The organism is Accumulibacter sp. (assembly GCF_036625195.1).
Classification (GTDB): domain Bacteria; phylum Pseudomonadota; class Gammaproteobacteria; order Burkholderiales; family Rhodocyclaceae; genus Accumulibacter.
On record NZ_JAZKUG010000001.1, the window covers coordinates 170,987 to 187,564 of the forward strand.

Below are 16,578 nucleotides of genomic sequence, written 5' to 3' on the forward strand. Positions count from 1 at the left end.
AGCCCTCGTACTCCACCATGTTCATCTGGCAAAAGCTTGGCAAGCTGTTCGACCCGCGCGACCTCAACGGCGAATCGTGGATGCACGAATTCGCGCAGTCGCCATCGACGATCGTCCTGGACGATCGCGTGCGCGTCTACTTCTGTTCGCGCCCAAAGCCGGACCGGCAAGGCCTCTATGTCAGCTACATCGCCTACCTGGACCTGGATCGTAATGATCCGACGCGTGTCCTTAGGGTCTGCGACGCGCCGCTCCTGCCACTGGGCAAACTTGGCACCTTCGACGAGTTCGGCACCAACCCGGTCTCGGCCATCAGGATTGGGGACGAAGTACGGATCTACTATGCGGGTTGGACACGCTGCGAGTCGGTGCCCATCAACGGCGCCATCGGCGTGGCCGTGAGTCAAGACGGCGGCGAGACCTTCAAGCGGATCGGACCCGGCCCGGTTATCCCGTACAGTCCAGAGGAGCCGTTCATGATGGGCAGCCCGCGAATCCGCAAGTTCGGCGATCGATGGATCCTCTTCTATGTCAGTGGGAAGCAGTGGATTCGGCACGAGCGCGGACGGCCCGAGCCAGTCTACAAGATCAGGATGGCAACTTCCGTCGACGGCATTCACTGGATGAAGCACGGCACTGACTTGATCGCCGACCGTGTGGGTGACGACGAATGTCAGGCCTGCGCCGACGTCACGTTCCGCGACGGCCTGTACCACATGTTCTTCTCGTATCGCCACAGCCACGGGTACAAGTGCTCCGCTGGAGGCTACCGTATCGGCTACGCTCGATCAACAGACATGCGTCACTGGTCCCGACATGACGAACTGGCGGGGATGACCACATCCGCGACTGGCTGGGACTCGCAGATGGTCAGCTATGCGCACCTCTTCGGCTTGAATGAGCAGTGCTACATGCTCTACCAAGGCAACGGGATGGGACGCGAGGGGATCGGGCTGGCGAGATTGATGTCGCCGTTGGACTGGGGTCGGCCGTGATGTGGGTCAAACGCGGGCTCATCTTCCAGCCGTCGAAGTACCGCTTGCCCTTCGAAAACGTGGGCTTTGCGCAGTCTCCTCAGGCGCTGGTTCTGCACGACCGCATCCGCGTCTACTTTTCGACACGGGAGCGCGACGCCAGCGGCAAGTTCCTGAGCCACGTCGCGTTCGTCGATTTCGACCGCCGTCTCGAGCAACTTCTAGGGGTGTCGACAAGTCCAGTCATACCTCTGGGCGGCCTCGGTTGCTTCGATGAGCACGGTATTTTTCCCTTCCATGTCTTCGACGACGGCAACCGCATTCTCGCGTACACGACCGGGTGGAACCGCAAGGTCTCAGTCTCGGCCGATGCGGCGATCGGCCTCGCAATCAGTGCCGATGACGGCGTCACGTTTCAACGGCATGGCACCGGACCGATTCTTGCGGCCACACTCCACGAGCCGTTCTTGGTCGGAGATGCCTTCGTTACGAAACACGAATTCACCTACCACATGTGGTACATTTTCGGCCTGCGTTGGATACGCGAAGACGCATCCGCGCCCCCTGACCGGGTGTACAAGATTGCGCACGCGGTCTCGCAAGACGGCATCACTTGGCACCGGAATTCACGGCAGGTCGTGCCCGATCGCCTGAACGCTGACGAGTGCCAGGCGCTGCCGACGGTAATCAGCATTGACGGCACGTATCACATGTACTTCTGCTATCGCGAAGCGCATGGCTTCCGCAATCACACTTCCGCCACCTACCGTATCGGATACGCCTGGTCGACGGATTTGATCCACTGGCAGCGCGACGACACTCGGGCGGGAATCGATTTGTCGGCCGGCAATTGCTGGGACTCACAGATGCAGTGCTACCCACACGTATTTGCCTGCGACGGTCGCGTCCATCTGCTGTACAACGGCAACGAGTTCGGTCGCCATGGCTTCGGCCACGCGACACTCGAGCACTGAGGCTCATGCCCCGTTCCTCAACCATCCGCCGAACCGCACCCGCCATGTCGCAACGAGACTACAACCGCGAAATCGACGACACCAGTAACGAGGCCCACGAGAAGTACGCCTACAGCTTTGACTTCGACGTCCTGCACCCCTACATGCTCAAGTCGTTCGCGGTCTTCACGCGTCCGGGCAGCGTGCTGGAACTCGGGAGCCACAAGGGCAACTTCACGCGGCGCCTGATGGCGCTCTTCAGGGACATCACCTGCGTTGAGGCGTCGGACCTCGCCATCACCGAAGCAAAGAATGCCTTGGGCCCAGGGCCCACCTACTTCAACGCGCTCTTCGAGTCGGTGCAGCTGCCTAGACGCTACGACAACATCGTGATGACCCACGTACTGGAGCACCTCGACGACCCGGTCGGCGTCCTGCGCCGAGTCAACGACGAGTGGCTCGAGGACGGCGGCCGCTTCTTCCTGGCCTGCCCCAACGCGAATGCCGCCTCCCGACAGATCGCGGTGAAGATGGGCGTGATCAGCCACAACGCAGCGGTCACGCCAGCCGAAGCCCAGCATGGCCACCGCCGCACCTACTCGCTTGACACGCTGGAGCGCGACGTGATCTCGGCTGGCATGACAGTCGTTCATCGTTCAGGCATCTTCTTCAAGGCACTCGCGAACTTCCAGTGGGACCGCCTGCTGCAGACCGACATCATTTCGAAGGAATACCTCGAAGGCAGCTACCAGCTCGGCAAGCTGTATCCCGATCTGTGTTCGAGCATCTTCCTGGTCTGCGAGCAAGGTGCGGCGCGCAGGTGACGCAACGACGCACGGTCCTTGCCAGCCTGGCGAGCGGGAGTTGTACAGCACATTCATGGGCATCCTCCTGCTGCGATGGGCGCGCACTACTTGGGGCACACCAGGCGCGCCTGAGCCCGCCCGGCAGCGCTTTCTGCGTTAAACTGCCGCCTGCAGATGACCCCAGGAATGGCAATGGAAGAAACGGATTCCCAGATACTGGCCGAGCAGCAACCGATTCACCTGGAGATCGAGCGGCCCGAGGACTACGCCCGCTTTCTCCTGCAATCGAAGGTTGAGATCGTCGCTGTCTTGCGCAGTCTGGTGCAGCGCCGGTCTCTGGTCAGCGCCTACTTTGACGAAGGCCGCTCATTCATCCTGACATCGGTGCTGCAGGTGGATGCGGCAGCAGACCAGCTTCTCATCGACAGCGGCCGCGACGAAGCGATCAACCGCCAGGTGCTGCTCGCCGAGCGACTGTTTCTCGTCAGTACGCTGGACAAGGTGAAGATCCAGTTCAGTCTCGGGAGACTGTCGCAAACGCACAACGGCGGCCTGCCGGCGTTCGCCGCGGCGCTGCCCGACCAGCTGCTGCGGCTGCAGCGGCGCGAGTACTTTCGCCTGACGACGCCGGTGACCAAGCCCGTACGCCTGGTCGCCACGCTCCGGCGTGCCGACGGGAGCGCCCTGCCGGTGGACACCTCGATCCTCGACATCAGTGGCGGTGGTGTCGGGCTGATGGCGACGCCCAGCCTCGCCACGCTGCTGCCACGTGGCCAGCGCCTCGACGACGGCAGGATCAGCCTGCCCGACGAAGGTCTGCTGAGCGCCAACCTGCTGGTCTGCAACAAGGGGGAGGAGGCCACTCGCGGCGGCGCGCGTTACTTTCGCGTCGGCTGCGAGTTCATCGGCCTCGCCGGTGCGCGGATGAACATGCTGCAGCGCTACATCACGCGCATCGAGCGCGAACGCAAGGCGAGACTGAGCGGCATGGCCTGACGAAAAGGACGGCGCGCAGTGGCCGGTCCGCTCGCCCAGCCACTGCGCACTGTGCCGCTAGCAGCCTGTCGGACTTTGGGCTTGCTTCCGACCGGATATGCTAAGATCATGCCTGTTGAAGCAACCGAGGTCCGGCATGTCCCACTTCATCGTCACCGACCGTAAGACCGACTACCTGCTACCGCCGTCACTGGATGATTGGCTAAACCAGGATCATCTGGCGCGCTTTATTGTGGAGGTGGTCGACCAGCTGGACCTGTCGAAGCTGACGCGACAGTACGCTGGACGTGGGTCAAAGGCGTACCATCCGGCGACCCTGCTGGCGATTCTGGTCTATGGCTACGCCACGGGTATTTTCTCCAGCCGCAGGCTGGAGCGGGCAACGTACGATTCGGTGGCCTTCCGCTACATTGCCGCCGGAAGCCATCCCGATCACGACAGCCTGGCGACGTTCCGCCGGCGTTTTCTGGACGAACTGAGCGAGCTGTTTCTGCAGGTGCTGGCGATGGCCAAGGAAATGAAATTGCTCAAGCTGGGTAACGTCTGTCTTGACGGTACCAAGATTGAGGCCAACGCATCAAGGCACAGCGCGCTCTCCCACGGACACATCGAAAAGCTGGAAGCCCAGCTCAAGGCTGAGGTGCAGGAACTCTTCAGCTTGGCGGAGCAGGCGGATCAAGCCGACGTTCCGGACGGCGTCAGCCTGCCCGAAGAAATCAAGCGCCGTGAAGATCGGCTGGCGGCGATGGCCGTGGCCAAGGCGAAGATTGCTGCCCGGGCCGAGGAGCGCTACCAGCGAGAGAAAGCCGAGTACGACGAGAAAATGGCCCGGCGCGCGGCCAAGGAAGAAGCGGCCGGCAAAAAGTTGGGCGGCAAGCCGCCGAAAGCCCCCGAGCCCGGCGCACGGGACAGTGACCAGATCAATCTGACCGACGAAGAATCCCGCATCATGCCGGTGGCCGGTGGCGGCTTCGAACAGGCGTACAACGCCCAGGCCGGGGTTGATGCGGCGACGATGCTGGTGGTCGCGGTTGGCGTAGCGCAAGCCACCAATGACAAAGAGCAGGTCGAGCCGATGCTCGCGACGCTCAAGGCACAGGCCGAGGTACTGGCCGATCGCCAGCAGCGCGTAGGCGGCGATCAGCGTGCCGAGCAGGGCGCTGCCGTAACACAGCAGCTTCGCGCCGGTGCCGGCGTGGATACCGATATCGTGCAGGCTGTGGAAGATGCGGTGCGCCGCATGCCACAGGAAGAGCGCGATGATCGCGAAGATGAAGCCCTTGCCGATGATGTTCTGGGCGAAGGCGAGCATCTTCGGATAGCTCATCGTGTCCGCCGGCAGCAGCAGGCCGAGCGGCAAAGCGAGGCCGGTGATGAAGACCAGCATCGGCCCGAACAGCGCCGACAGCATGCCGCCGGCGCCGAACAGCGCCCAGAAGATCGGTGCGTTGGAGCGTTTCAACGGCGCTTTCATCGTGCCATCCCCCATACCAGAGCGAGCAGACCGAGACAGGACGCAGCGGCAGCCGCGAGGCCGCCGGCAGTGATCACCCAGCCCGGCAGGCGCTCGCCGCCGACGACCACCGGCGGCATCGTGCGCGGCATGATCTTGAACCAGGTGTAGGTGTGGTAACTCAGCGCCGCCAGCGCCGCCACGTGAAAGGCGATGTACCAGGGGTTCTTCAGGGCAGCCAGCCAGGCATTCCAGGCGGCCTCGCCCTGCGACAGGCGATACAGCCCGGTGAGCAGGACGCCGGCGTAGGCGGCGACGAAGAGGGCGGTACCTTCGTGGATCATGTACTCGACAAAGAACGGGTTCTTGCGCCACCAGCCGTCCATCGAGCGCACATAGGGACGTCGCTTGTTCACTTGGCACCTCCTTTCGGAGCGAGGAAACGCAGGAAATAGTCGGCTGCGCTGTTGGTCTTGTTCTGGTTGACGGCGTTCGCCGGGTCCACGTGCTTCGGACAGACCTCCGAACAGTAGCCGACTGCCGTGCAGTTGAACACGCCTTCCTCGGAATTGATCAGTTCCATCCGCTCGGCCTTGCCGCCATCCCGCGAATCGACGTTGTAGCGGTGCAGCAGCGCCGTCGCCGCCGGTCCGATGAAGCTCGAATTGAGACCGAACTGCGGGCAGGCAGCGTAGCAGAGCAGACAATTGATGCACGAGCTGAACTGCTCATAGGCATTGAGCTGCTCGGGCGTCTGCAGATACTCGCCCTGCGCCAGAGTGCGCTCCTCCTTCGGGATGATGTAGGGCTGGATGCTCTCGAGTTTCTCGATGAAGCCTTCCATGTTGATCACCAGGTCGCGCTCGATCGGGAAGTGGGCCAGCGCTTCGACGCGCACGCGCGCCGGGTAGTAATCGCGCAGGAAGGTCTGGCACGACAGGCTCGGTATGCCGTTGATCATCATGCCGCAACTGCCGCAGATGGCCATCCGGCACGACCAGCGAAAGCTCAGGGAGCCGTCGAGGTAATCCTTGATGTACTGCACGCCCTGCAGGACCGACATGTCGTCGGTGAACGGCACCTCGAACACCTGCCGGTGCGGCTCCCTGTCCTTTTCCGGGTGGTAGCGAAGGACCTCGATTTCGATCGTCTTTTGCATCTCAGACATTGGACGCCTTCCTTTCCTGCTCGGCCTTTTCTCCTGCGGCCCCATAAGCCCGTGTGCCCGGCTGCGACTTGGTGATCCTGACCGGTCCGTAGTCGATCCGCGGCGGACCGCCGGCGACGTAGTGCGCCTGCGAGTGCGCCAGGAACTTGACATCGTCGCGCTGCTCGTAACCGTCGAGGCGCTGATGGGCGCCACGCGACTCGCGCCGCTGGATCGCCGAACAGGCCATCGACTGCGCGACGTCGAGCTGATACTCGAGCTCGATGGCGAGCAGCCATTCGGTGTTCCAGACGCTCGACTTGTCCTCGAGATTGACGTTGCGGAAACGATCCTTGAGCTCGTCGAGCTTGTCGCAGGTCTTCTGCATGCTGTCGGCAAGACGGTAGATACCGCAGCCGTCCTCCATCGTCTGCGCCATTTCCTTGCGCAGCGTGGCGATGCGCTCGCTGCCGCCGCTCTTCGTCTTCAGTCCCTGGACGCGCTGCTCGACCGCCTGCGCCTGCTTCAGCAGCCGGGCGGAATCGCCAGGAGGCACCGAGCGTGCATGCCGGGCAGCCTCGACGCCGGCGACCTTGCCGAAGACGAGCAGTTCCGACAGCGAGTTGGAACCCAGCCGGTTGGCGCCGTGGATGCCGACGCTGGAACACTCGCCGGCGGCATAGAGCCCCGGCAACGGCGCCGCGCAGCGGCCGTCGACGAGAATGCCGCCCATCGTGTAGTGCACCGCCGGGCGCACCGGGATCGGCGCATGCGCCGGGTCGACGCCCATGAACTGCTCGGCCAGCTCATAGATCTGCGGCAAGCGTTCGCGCAGCTTATGCTCTCCGAGGTGACGCAGATCAAGGTGGACCACCGAGCCGTGCGGCCCCTCGATCGTCCGGCCCTTCTGCTGCTCGTACCAGAAGGCCTGGCTCAGGCGGTCGCGCGGTCCGAGTTCCATCGCCTTGTTGCGTGGCGTCGGTTCGGCCGGCCCCAGCCCATAGTCCTGCAGGTAGCGATAGCCGTCCTTGTTGACCAGGAAGCCACCCTCGCCCCGACAGGCCTCGGTGAACAGCAGACCGGTTCCCGGCATGCAGGTCGGATGGTACTGGACGAACTCCATGTCGCGCAGCGGCACACCGTGCCGATAGGCCAGCGCCATGCCGTCGCCGGTGACGACGCCGCCGTTGGTGTTCTCGCGAAACACCCGGCCGGCACCGCCAGTGGCGATCACCACCGAGCGCGCCTCGACCAGCGTGAATTCGCCGGAAGCGATCTCGATGGCGACGACACCCTGCACGCGCCCATCCTCGACGATCAGGTCAACGCAGAAATGCTCGTCGAAACGCTTGATCGACGGATACTTGATCGAGGTCTGGAACAGCGTGTGCAGCATGTGGAAGCCGGTCTTGTCGGCGGCGAACCACGTCCGCTCGATCTTCATGCCACCGAAGGCACGGACGTTGACGTGGCCGTCGGGCGTCCGGCTCCACGGGCAACCCCAATGCTCGAGTTGCGTCAGCTCCTCCGTACAGTGGGCGACGAAGTACTCGACCACATCCTGCTCGCAGAGCCAGTCACCACCATGCACGGTATCGTTGAAGTGATACTCGAGGCTGTCGCTCGCCTGCTTCACGCCCGCCGAACCCCCCTCGGCAGCGACGGTGTGGCTGCGCATCGGATAGACCTTCGACACCAGCGCGATCTGCAGCGCAGGGTCGGCCTCGGCAACGGCGATTGCCGCCCGCAGGCCGGCCCCGCCGCCACCCACGATCACCACGTCTGCCTTGTAACTCTCCATGCTTGATCCTTTCTCGCACCGACCCGGAGCCGGTGACGATCATCCTGCGGAAAGCCGCGGCAGCACGGTGCGCCGCGGCCAGTCGATTGCGCGTCCGCCTGCCCGCTACCCACTGGCACCGGCGACGACGCGGAGCGTCAACATCTGGTACATGCCCCCGAAGAAACGTTGCTTGCTGACCATGACCGAACGACCGTCGCGCGGCAGCCAGGCGGCCACCTCCTCGCTGAAGAGATCCCGCGCAAACGGCTCCAGGCGGTCGAGAACCGGTTTCCAGAAGTAGCGCAGCGGATTCAGGCGGCTCGGCGGCGCATAATCCACGATGGTCAGCGTTCCGCCCGGTCGAACCACGCGCAGCGCCTCGGCCAGCGTCTTCTCGCGAACCGCCTGCGGCTGCTCGTGCAGGAGGAAGAACAGCAGGGCGCGATCGAAAGCGGCGTCAGCAAAGCTCAACGCCGCCGAATCCATGCAATGCATGCGCACCGGCGCCGCCGCCGCCAGCTTGCCGGAGAGGTTATCGAGCTGGATCGGCAGGATATCGACGATCTCGAGCATGCCGCCGGGCGCCACGCATGCCGCCAGACGCGGCGTCAAATCGCCGTAGGCGCAGGCGATCTGCAGCGTGCGCCCGGGCAGATGGTGCCCGTACTCCTGCAGCAGCGCATTGCACAGGCGCTTGTAATTGCCCCAGAGAATCAGGTTCACCAGCCACTGCCGCTCGAATACGTGGATGGCGCGCGGGTGGACGTATGCCCACCAGTAGTGCGCCTGCAGGTACTGCGGGATCGCAGGCACGACTTTCTTCAGTGCCACGGTCGTGGCAACAGGTCGATCGAAGCTGTTTTTCATGATGGAAAACGCCAACGTTTGCGCTCGCAGAGGAGTCCGTCGAGATCGACCACACAGTCGCCGCAACCGACATGGGAAACGCTGAACCAATCCCGGAATGCTGCCCGCGCCATCAGATCGTTGTGCTGTCAGATCGTTCCTCACCTGGTCCCCGACACGCACAGGGAGAACAGCCCGACGCCCTCAGGCCGTACCCTACCCGATCAATCGTCCGAAAGCAACCGAGGCAGCGCGGCGCGCGCGTTGCCGCTGGTCACGCGCGCCAGCTCGTCGACACCGATGTCGCGCAGTTCAGCCAGCAGGGCGCCGATCCGCGGCAGCTCGGCCGGCGAGTTGCGTCCTCCCGCAAGCCAGGCTGGCGGCATGTCCGGCGCATCGGTCTCGAGGACGATCGACGACAACGGCAGGGTCGCCGCCAGTTGCCGGATGTGTCGCGCGCGGTCGAAGCTCAGCGCGCCGCCGAAACCGAGCCTGAAGCCGAGCGCGATGAACTCGTCCGCCTGCTGTCGGCTGCCATTGAAGGCATGCGCGATGCCACCCGGCACCGGCACACGCCGCAGGTACTTGAGCACCTGATCGACCGCACGGCGCACGTGCAGCAGAACCGGCAGGCCAAAGTCACGCGCAATCCGCAGCTGTTCGACAAAGAAATATTCCTGCCGCTCGACATCGGCGCCGGCAACATGGAAGTCGAGGCCGATCTCACCCAGTGCGATCACCGATCTTCGCGCCGACATCGCCTGCTCGAGCCATTCGCGCAGCAGCCGCATATCGCCCTCGCCCGCCTGCGACACGTGCAGCGGATGGATTCCGTACGCGGCGGCGCAACCGGGAACGATCGCGCAGCACTCGCTGACGGCGGCGAAACTCGCCAGATCGACCGCCGGCACGACGATCGTCACCACCCCGACGGCACGCGCCGCTGCGGCCACCGCCGTGCGGTCGTCGGCGAACTCCCCGGCAGCGAGGTGGCAGTGCGTGTCGACCAGCAGCACAGGGCGCTACGAACGGGCGTATGCAGCCGGCCGCCGTTCGAAGAAGGCTGCCAGTCCTTCGCCAAAGTCCGCCTCGGCGGCGCAGGCGGCAAAGGCCTCCTGCTCGGCATGCAACTGTTCGGCCAAGGGCGTTGCCAGCGACTGGTTGAGCAGCGCCTTGGTCCGCGCCAGGGCGCCGGTCGGGCCGCTCGCCAGTCGCTGCGCCAGCGCCATTGCCGCTGCCGGCAACTCTGCCGCTGGCACGACCCGATTGAGCAGTCCGAGTTCGCACGCGCGCGCAGCGTCGAAACGATCGCCCAGGAGGGCGATCTCCATCGCCTGCTTCAGGCCCACCTGTCGCGGCAGCGACCAGGTCGCTCCACCATCTGGGGAGAGCGCGATGTTGCTGTAGGCAAGCGTGAAGTAGGCATCGTCCGCTGCCACGACGAGATCGCAGGCCATCATCAGCGACATCCCGAAACCGGCGACCGCGCCCTGCACGGCGGCGACGACCGGCTTCGACATGCTCTTCAGGTTGAGTATCGCGAAGTGCACGTCGGCGATCACCCGCTCGAAACGCATCTGCCTCTGCCCGGCAGGCTGCGTCACCTGCTCGCGGAACCACCGAAGGTCACCGCCGGCCATGAAGTGAGCACCGGCTGCGCGCAGGAGCACGGCGCGCACCTCGGGCGCGAAGGCGGCGCGTGCTGTCGTCTCGCGCAGGTCTTCGATCATCGCCAGGTCGAGCGCGTTGAGCGCCTGCGGCCGGTTGAGGGTGAGGATGGCGACATGGTCGCTGACTTCGTAGCTGACGCTGCTCATGCGGTCTCCAGGCGTTCAGAGGAAGTGGAACGGCGGCTCGGGCGAGCGGCCGCTGATGATGTCGGCGAGGGCGGCGCCGGAGCCACAGGCCATCGTCCAGCCAAGCGTCCCGTGGCCGGTGTTGAGATAGAGATTGGCGATCGACGAGCGCCCGACAAGCGGCACGTTGGACGGCGTCGCCGGCCGCAACCCGGCCCAGAACTCGATCTCACCAGCCGGCTGCAGGTCGGGAAAGAGCTGCTTGGCTCGTACCATGAGCGCCTCGCAGCGCACCGGGTTGAGCGCCGTGTCGTAGCCATTGAACTCGGCCGTACCGGCGATTCGCAGTCGCTGTCCGAGGCGGGAAAAGACGATCCGGTGCGCATCGTCGATCAGGCTGACGGTCGGGGCGACACTGGCCGCAGCCAGCGGCACCGTCGCCGAGTAGCCCTTCGCCGGGTAAACCGGCAGGCGCAGCCCGAGCGGCCGCAGCAACAACGGCGTGTAGCTGCCGAGCGCAGCCACGTAGGCGTCGGCCTGGTGCAGTTCGCCGCCGGCAAGCGCCCCCTGCACCCTGCCGCCAGCAGTACGCAGCGAAGCAACGCTGACCCCGTAGCGGAAGACCACGCCGGCCACCGCGCAGTGGCTCGCCAGCTGCCGCGTGAATCGGTGCGCGTCGCCCGATTCGTCGGCGGCCGTGTAGTCGGCACCGACGAGCAGCGGGCGCGCTGACGCCAGTGCCGGCTCGATGGCGACGCACTCGTCCACGCTCAATGGCCGCCGCTCGCAACCATGCTCGCGCATCATCGCAGCGGCGCCGAGCGCCGCCGCGAAGTCGCGACGATCGGTGTACAGGTGCAGGATACCCCGTTCGAGCTGATCGTAGGCCAGTGGCAGTTCGGCGCGCAGCGCCTGCAGCTGGCGTCGGCTGTAGAGCGCCAGGCTGACGATCTGGCGCACGTTGGCACGCGTTCGCCATGGCGAGCACTCGCGCAGGAAGCGCAGCGCCCAGTCGAACAGGGCGGCATCACAGCGCAGCCGGAAGAGCAGGGGCGAGTCCTCGCGCCGCATCCAGGCGAGCGCACGCAGCGGGGTATGCGGATTGGCCCACGGTTCGGCGTGCGACACCGAGATCTGGCCGCCGTTGGCAAAGCTGGTTTCCATCCCGGCCGCCGGCTGGCGGTCGAGGACGCAGACCTCGTGGCCAGCCCGGGAGAGATACCAGGCCGTGCAGACGCCGACGACGCCGGCACCGAGGACGAGCACCTTCAAGCCGGTACGCGCCGCTGCTCAGGCGTCGTCGAGTGGCCGGAACGGCGCGACTTCAAGCAGCCTGCCCCTGCTCACGTGCAATGCGGATCACCTCCGGCAGACGGCGGAGGCTGCGCATCAATCGCGCCAGAGCGGTGCGGCCGGCCACCTGCACGGTGAAGTTGATCGTCGTATACAGGCCGGGATGCTTCTCGTCCATGTTGACATGGACGATGTTGATCCCCGACTGCGAGATCTCGGTCGCGATTCGCCCCAGGGCACCGACGGTGTTCTGCACCGTCAGGCGCAGGCGGACGCTGAATAGCCTACCCGGCTCCGGCTCCCACTCGACGTCGATCCACTTCGTCGGTTTGGCGCTGCGCAGCTTGCGAATCGCCGGGCAATCATGGGTATGGATCACCAGGCCCTTGCCCTTCCAGATCGAGCCGATGATCGGGTCACCGGGAATCGGTTGACAGCACGGGGCAAACTGCACGGCCATTCCCTCGCTGCCGCGAATGACCAGCGATGCGGGCGCCCTGGCCGCTGCCGGTGACGCATCCTCGCGCACCAGCAGACGACGTGCGACGACGCCGGCGAGACGAAAACCGAGTCCGATATCGGTGTAGACTTCCTTGATCAGCTTGTTTCCGGAATCGCGCAGGACGTTCTTCCAGCTCGACACCGGCAGTTCGGAAGCGGCCACACCGAGTGCCCGCAGTTCCTGATCGAGCATCTTCTCGCCCAGCAGCGTCGACTCGTCATGCTGGACGCTCTTCAGGTAATGGCGGATCTTGCTGCGCGCACGACCGGTCTTGACCGTATTCAGCCACGCCAGGCTCGGATGGGCATCGGCCGCGGTGATGATCTCGACCCGGTCGCCGTTGGTCAGTTCGGTGACGAGCGGCATCGGCTGGAAGTTGATGTTGGCAGCAACACAGTGGTTGCCGATGTCGGAGTGCACCGCGTACGCCAGATCAATCGCCGTCGCGCCGCGCGGCAGCGCGATGATCCTCCCCTTCGGCGTGAAGACGTAGATCTCGTGCGGAAAGAGGTCGACCTTGACGTGTTCGAGGAAATCGCCCGACTCGTCGCTCGTGCTCTGCAGGTCGAGCAGCGAGTGGAACCAGGTGGAAGTCTTCTGTTGCAGTTCGGCGCCAAACTGCTCGCTGTCCTTGTACAACCAGTGTGAGGCAACGCCTTCCTGCGCCAGATTGTCCATCGCCTCGGTGCGAATCTGCAACTCGAATGGGGTACCGTGCGGGCCGATCAGCGTCGTGTGCAGCGACTGGTAACCGTTCTGTTTCGGGATCGCGATGTAGTCCTTGAACTTCCCCGGCACCGGCTTGTAGAGCGCGTGCAGGACGCCGAGCGCAACGTAGCAGGTCGTCTCATCGCCCACCAGCACGCGAAAGCCGTAGACGTCGAGGACTTGCGAGAACGACAGCCGCTTGTCGAGCATCTTGCGGTAGATCGAATACAGGCTCTTCTCGCGACCAGAGGTGCGTGCCTCGATCCCCGCCTCCTGCAGCCGCCGGCTGAGGCCGTCGAGGATGCGCGACAGGAGTTCGCGCCGGTTGCCGCGCGCCGCCTTCAGCGCACGCGCCAGGACGCGCGCGCGGAGCGGATAGATGAGTTGGAAGGAGAGATCCTGCAGTTCGTGGTAGAGCTTGTTGAGGCCCAGCCGGTTGGCGATCGGCGCGTAGATCTCGAGGGTCTCGCGGGCGATGCGGCGGCGCTTCTCCGGCCGCACGGCAGCCATCGTCTGCAGATTGTGGTGACGATCAGCAAGCTTGATCAGGACCACGCGCAGATCACGCGCCATCGCCATCAGCATCTTGCGGAAGTTTTCGGCCTGCGCTTCCTCGGCCGACTGGAATTCGAGCTTGTCGAGCTTCGACAGGCCGTCGACGAGATCGGCAACTGGCTTGCCGAAGCGCTCGGCGATGGTGCTCTTGCTGACCGGCGTGTCCTCCATCACGTCGTGCAGCAGAGCGGCGATCACCCCCTCGACGTCCATCTGCCATTCGGCGATCTCGCCGGCGACGGCCAGCGGGTGCGTGATGTAGGGCTCGCCCGACTGTCTCTTCTGCCCCCGATGCGCAGCCTCGCTGAAACGATAGGCCTCCTCGACGAGTTCAACCTCTTCCGGTGGCAGATACATCAGGCTGTCGATGAAGACCCGGTAGGCAGGATCATCCTCGGCAGCAGGAAGTGCCTCGTTGCTTTCCTGCGGCAATGGCTCCACCTCCGCAGCAGCGTCGACGCTGGCCGGCGCAGGTGGCGCGAGTGCCGCCGCGCCACTCACCGGAACCACCGGACTGGTCTCGACAACGGGTGCGTCAGCCGCGTCAGTCGCCACTTCCTGCGACACCTCCGAGCGCAGCGCCGGCCCGTCGCCGCATTCAGGCCCCACAGGTTCGCCGACGCCAGGCTGTGCCGGCCCTCTTGCCGCGCCGAGAGCAGCCGCCGCGACAGCAGCCTCTTCGCTCCGAGCACCGGCATCCACGGCTGCGCCTCGGCAATTTGGTATGCGAAGGCTCAGGCCTGGCCGCGGTTGAGCACTTCCAGACCGACCTTGCCCAGTGCAATCTCGCGCAGCGCCGTGACGGTCGGCTTGTCACGGTTGGCATCGATCAACGGCGAAGCGCCGGCGGTGATCTGGCGCGCCCGATAGGTGGCGGCCAGCGTCATCTGGAAACGGTTCGGGATGCGGGTCAGACAATCGTCTACGGTCACTCTTGCCATGCGAATCTCCAGGGGCTCAGATCATGGTTGCGAACAGGGTGGAATGTCGCCGACACTGCGTGGCGTAGCGCAGTCGCGCCGCACGGGTCACCGCCAACAGATCGTGCAACGCACGTTGCAGGTCATCGTTGATGATAACATAGTCGAAATCGCCGACATGCCGCAACTCTTCCCGCGCCGCCACCAGGCGACGCCCGATCGTGTCCGCGCTGTCGGTCGCACGCGCGCTCAGCCGTCGTTCCAGTTCAACCAGCGAAGGCGGCAGGATGAAGATGCCGATCGCCCCCGGAAAGAGCTGCCGTACCTGTTGCGCGCCCTGCCAGTCGATCTCCAGCAGTATGTCGCGGCCACCAAGCAGGGCGGCTTCGACGCCACTTCGGGCCGTGCCGTAGTAGTTGCCGTGGACTTCTGCCCATTCCAGAAAGCCGCCGGCAGCCACCTGGGCAAGAAACTCGGCGACACCGACGAAGTGATACTCGCGGCCGTCCTGTTCCCCGCTGCGCGGCGCGCGCGTGCAGTGCGAGACGGAGACGTCGAGCGCCGGGTCGTTGTCCCGCAACAGTCGCACCAGGGTCGTCTTGCCGGCGCCGGATGGCGCGCTGACGATGAAGAGCTGTCCGGTCATGGGCTCGCTTCGATGAGGGATGCAGGCCCTCCATTGTACTCGTCTGCCTGGACTGTCGGAGCCCGCCAACAAACGGTAGCCGTTTCCGGCGTTCGCCCTCGACAGGCATGGACTCGCCCCCGGCAACCGACGAAAATGGCACTGTCTACACTCAGTCCAATCAGCACGGAGCCACTCGATGTCCCGCTGCCACCCGCTGGCAAACGCCGTCCTGCTGCTGGCCACACTGGCGACGCCCAACACCGATGCGGCTCTGCCACTCAAGATCGTCGGCTTCGACGACATGTCCTGCCGCGCCTGGGTGGCGTCAAGGAACGATACGGAGCAGCGCGCGGTCTATGTCGCCTGGATCCGGGGCGTCCTCACCGGGCACAATTACGCCAATCCGGGCCAGCAGGTATCGGCCATTTCGAGCAACACGGTCGAGCAGCATGTCGATCGCCATTGCAGCGAGAAACCGCAGGGCAGCTTCAGCGATGCTGCCCTGCGCCTCAGTGATCGCCTCTCCGGTCGCAACGCGCCAATCACCAAGTAGGGCCGAGCACGACGGGGCGGCAGACCACCTCTGACTGGGAGAACGGGCACATGAACACCACTGGCGCCAGCGGCAGGTCGACACCCTCTGCGCCATCCAGGGCCTTGCCGACTCATTCGCCGGGCGGAGCGGGCCGATGAACGAAATCCTGTGGATCGTCGCTTTCGCGGCCATGCTGCTCGGGCTGCTCGGTGTCTTTCTGCCGCTGCTCCCCGGTGTGCCGCTGCTCTATGGCGGCATGCTGCTGGCCGCGTGGCTCGACGACTTCGCACGCATCGGGGTGCCGACACTGATCGGGCTCGCCGTCCTCACGCTGGCCGCTTGGCTGGGTGAGACGCTCGCTTCGGTCTGGGGCGTCAAGCGTGCCGGCGCCAGCGGCATGGCGATCGCCGGTGCCGGCGTCGGAGCGCTGCTCGGCTTGTTCCTGGGCCTGCCAGGGCTGATCCTCGGCCCGATACTCGGAGCCGTCTGCGGCGAATACATCGCCCGACGCGATCAGCGCCGCGCCGCCCGCGCCGGCGTCGCCGCCGGCATCGGTTTTCTCGTCGCCATCGTCGCCAAGCTGGCGATCGCCGTGACCATGCTCGCCGTCTTCGCCTTCGCCTGGTTTGCCTGACACTGCAGAGCGGCCGAGGCTGCGATCACGCGCCCTGTTGACCCACTCC

At 65.0% G+C, this 16,578-nt stretch carries 16 protein-coding genes and 2 pseudogenes; 7 read left to right on the forward strand and 11 right to left on the reverse strand.

From position 1 onward, the window contains the following. The first annotated feature begins 17 nt into the window (after positions 1-17). The 5 genes and pseudogenes from V5B60_RS00765 to V5B60_RS00785 all read left to right on the forward strand — a co-directional run. The gene (locus V5B60_RS00765) at positions 18-995 is read left to right on the forward strand and encodes a glycosylase (protein ID WP_332345154.1); all 978 of its coding nucleotides are present in this window, start codon (positions 18-20) and stop codon (positions 993-995) included. Continuing rightward, complete coding sequence (locus tag V5B60_RS00770; protein WP_332345155.1) at positions 995-1,948, forward strand: hypothetical protein; 954 nt, start codon at positions 995-997, stop codon at positions 1,946-1,948. Before V5B60_RS00765 ends, V5B60_RS00770 begins: the two co-directional genes overlap by 1 nt. Before the next feature lie 44 nt (positions 1,949-1,992). Continuing rightward, positions 1,993-2,751 carry a class I SAM-dependent methyltransferase gene (locus tag V5B60_RS00775; protein ID WP_332345156.1) on the forward strand — a complete coding sequence of 253 codons (759 nt, stop codon included), beginning with the start codon at positions 1,993-1,995 and terminating at the stop codon, positions 2,749-2,751. A 174-nt stretch (positions 2,752-2,925) separates the two neighbouring features. Then, positions 2,926-3,729, forward strand: a complete 804-nt coding sequence (locus V5B60_RS00780) for a flagellar brake protein (RefSeq protein WP_332345157.1) — start codon at positions 2,926-2,928, stop codon at positions 3,727-3,729. Positions 3,730-3,865: 136 nt separating this feature from the next. After that, a pseudogene (locus V5B60_RS00785) lies at positions 3,866-4,846 on the forward strand (transposase); the annotation flags it as partial. A 57-nt stretch (positions 4,847-4,903) separates the two neighbouring features. Here V5B60_RS00785 and frdD read toward each other — a convergent pair. The 11 genes and pseudogenes from frdD to gmk all read right to left on the reverse strand — a co-directional run. Then, positions 4,904-5,218, reverse strand: a pseudogene (frdD, locus tag V5B60_RS00790) (fumarate reductase subunit FrdD); the annotation flags it as partial. After that, a complete protein-coding gene (locus tag V5B60_RS00795) occupies positions 5,200-5,598 on the reverse strand; it encodes a fumarate reductase subunit C (protein ID WP_332345158.1) in 399 nt (132 codons plus the stop codon). The pseudogene frdD and the gene V5B60_RS00795, both read right to left, overlap by 19 nt. Further along, positions 5,595-6,350, reverse strand: coding sequence for a succinate dehydrogenase/fumarate reductase iron-sulfur subunit (locus tag V5B60_RS00800; protein WP_295354540.1), 756 nt, complete (start codon positions 6,348-6,350; stop codon positions 5,595-5,597). Before V5B60_RS00800 ends, V5B60_RS00795 begins: the two co-directional genes overlap by 4 nt. Beyond that, complete coding sequence (gene frdA, locus V5B60_RS00805) at positions 6,343-8,130, reverse strand: fumarate reductase (quinol) flavoprotein subunit (protein ID WP_332345159.1); 1,788 nt, start codon at positions 8,128-8,130, stop codon at positions 6,343-6,345. Before frdA ends, V5B60_RS00800 begins: the two co-directional genes overlap by 8 nt. Positions 8,131-8,235: 105 nt before the next feature. Continuing rightward, complete coding sequence (gene rquA, locus V5B60_RS00810) at positions 8,236-8,979, reverse strand: rhodoquinone biosynthesis methyltransferase RquA (protein ID WP_332345160.1); 744 nt, start codon at positions 8,977-8,979, stop codon at positions 8,236-8,238. 203 nt (positions 8,980-9,182) lie between these two features. After that, positions 9,183-9,971: a TatD family hydrolase gene (locus V5B60_RS00815; protein ID WP_332350364.1), complete on the reverse strand. Its 789-nt coding sequence runs from the start codon at positions 9,969-9,971 to the stop codon at positions 9,183-9,185. A gap of 9 nt (positions 9,972-9,980) precedes the next feature. Continuing rightward, the gene (locus V5B60_RS00820) at positions 9,981-10,775 is read right to left on the reverse strand and encodes an enoyl-CoA hydratase/isomerase family protein (protein ID WP_332345161.1); all 795 of its coding nucleotides are present in this window, start codon (positions 10,773-10,775) and stop codon (positions 9,981-9,983) included. A 15-nt stretch (positions 10,776-10,790) separates the two neighbouring features. Then, positions 10,791-12,026 carry a D-amino acid dehydrogenase gene (locus V5B60_RS00825; RefSeq protein WP_332345162.1) on the reverse strand — a complete coding sequence of 412 codons (1,236 nt, stop codon included), beginning with the start codon at positions 12,024-12,026 and terminating at the stop codon, positions 10,791-10,793. 52 nt (positions 12,027-12,078) lie between these two features. Continuing rightward, positions 12,079-14,313 (reverse strand): RelA/SpoT family protein, encoded by a 2,235-nt coding sequence (locus V5B60_RS00830; RefSeq protein WP_434735354.1) that lies wholly within the window; start codon positions 14,311-14,313, stop codon positions 12,079-12,081. A gap of 233 nt (positions 14,314-14,546) precedes the next feature. Next, a complete protein-coding gene (rpoZ, locus tag V5B60_RS00835; RefSeq protein ID WP_332345164.1) occupies positions 14,547-14,753 on the reverse strand; it encodes a DNA-directed RNA polymerase subunit omega in 207 nt (68 codons plus the stop codon). A 16-nt stretch (positions 14,754-14,769) separates the two neighbouring features. Beyond that, the gene (gene gmk, locus V5B60_RS00840) at positions 14,770-15,378 is read right to left on the reverse strand and encodes a guanylate kinase (RefSeq protein ID WP_332345165.1); all 609 of its coding nucleotides are present in this window, start codon (positions 15,376-15,378) and stop codon (positions 14,770-14,772) included. A 178-nt stretch (positions 15,379-15,556) separates the two neighbouring features. Here gmk and V5B60_RS00845 point away from each other — a divergent pair, with 178 nt between their 5' ends. Both V5B60_RS00845 and V5B60_RS00850 read left to right on the forward strand, forming a co-directional pair. Then, positions 15,557-15,913, forward strand: coding sequence for a hypothetical protein (locus tag V5B60_RS00845; protein WP_332345166.1), 357 nt, complete (start codon positions 15,557-15,559; stop codon positions 15,911-15,913). A 136-nt stretch (positions 15,914-16,049) separates the two neighbouring features. Continuing rightward, positions 16,050-16,529 (forward strand): DUF456 family protein, encoded by a 480-nt coding sequence (locus V5B60_RS00850; protein ID WP_332345167.1) that lies wholly within the window; start codon positions 16,050-16,052, stop codon positions 16,527-16,529. Positions 16,530-16,578: the final 49 nt, after the last annotated feature.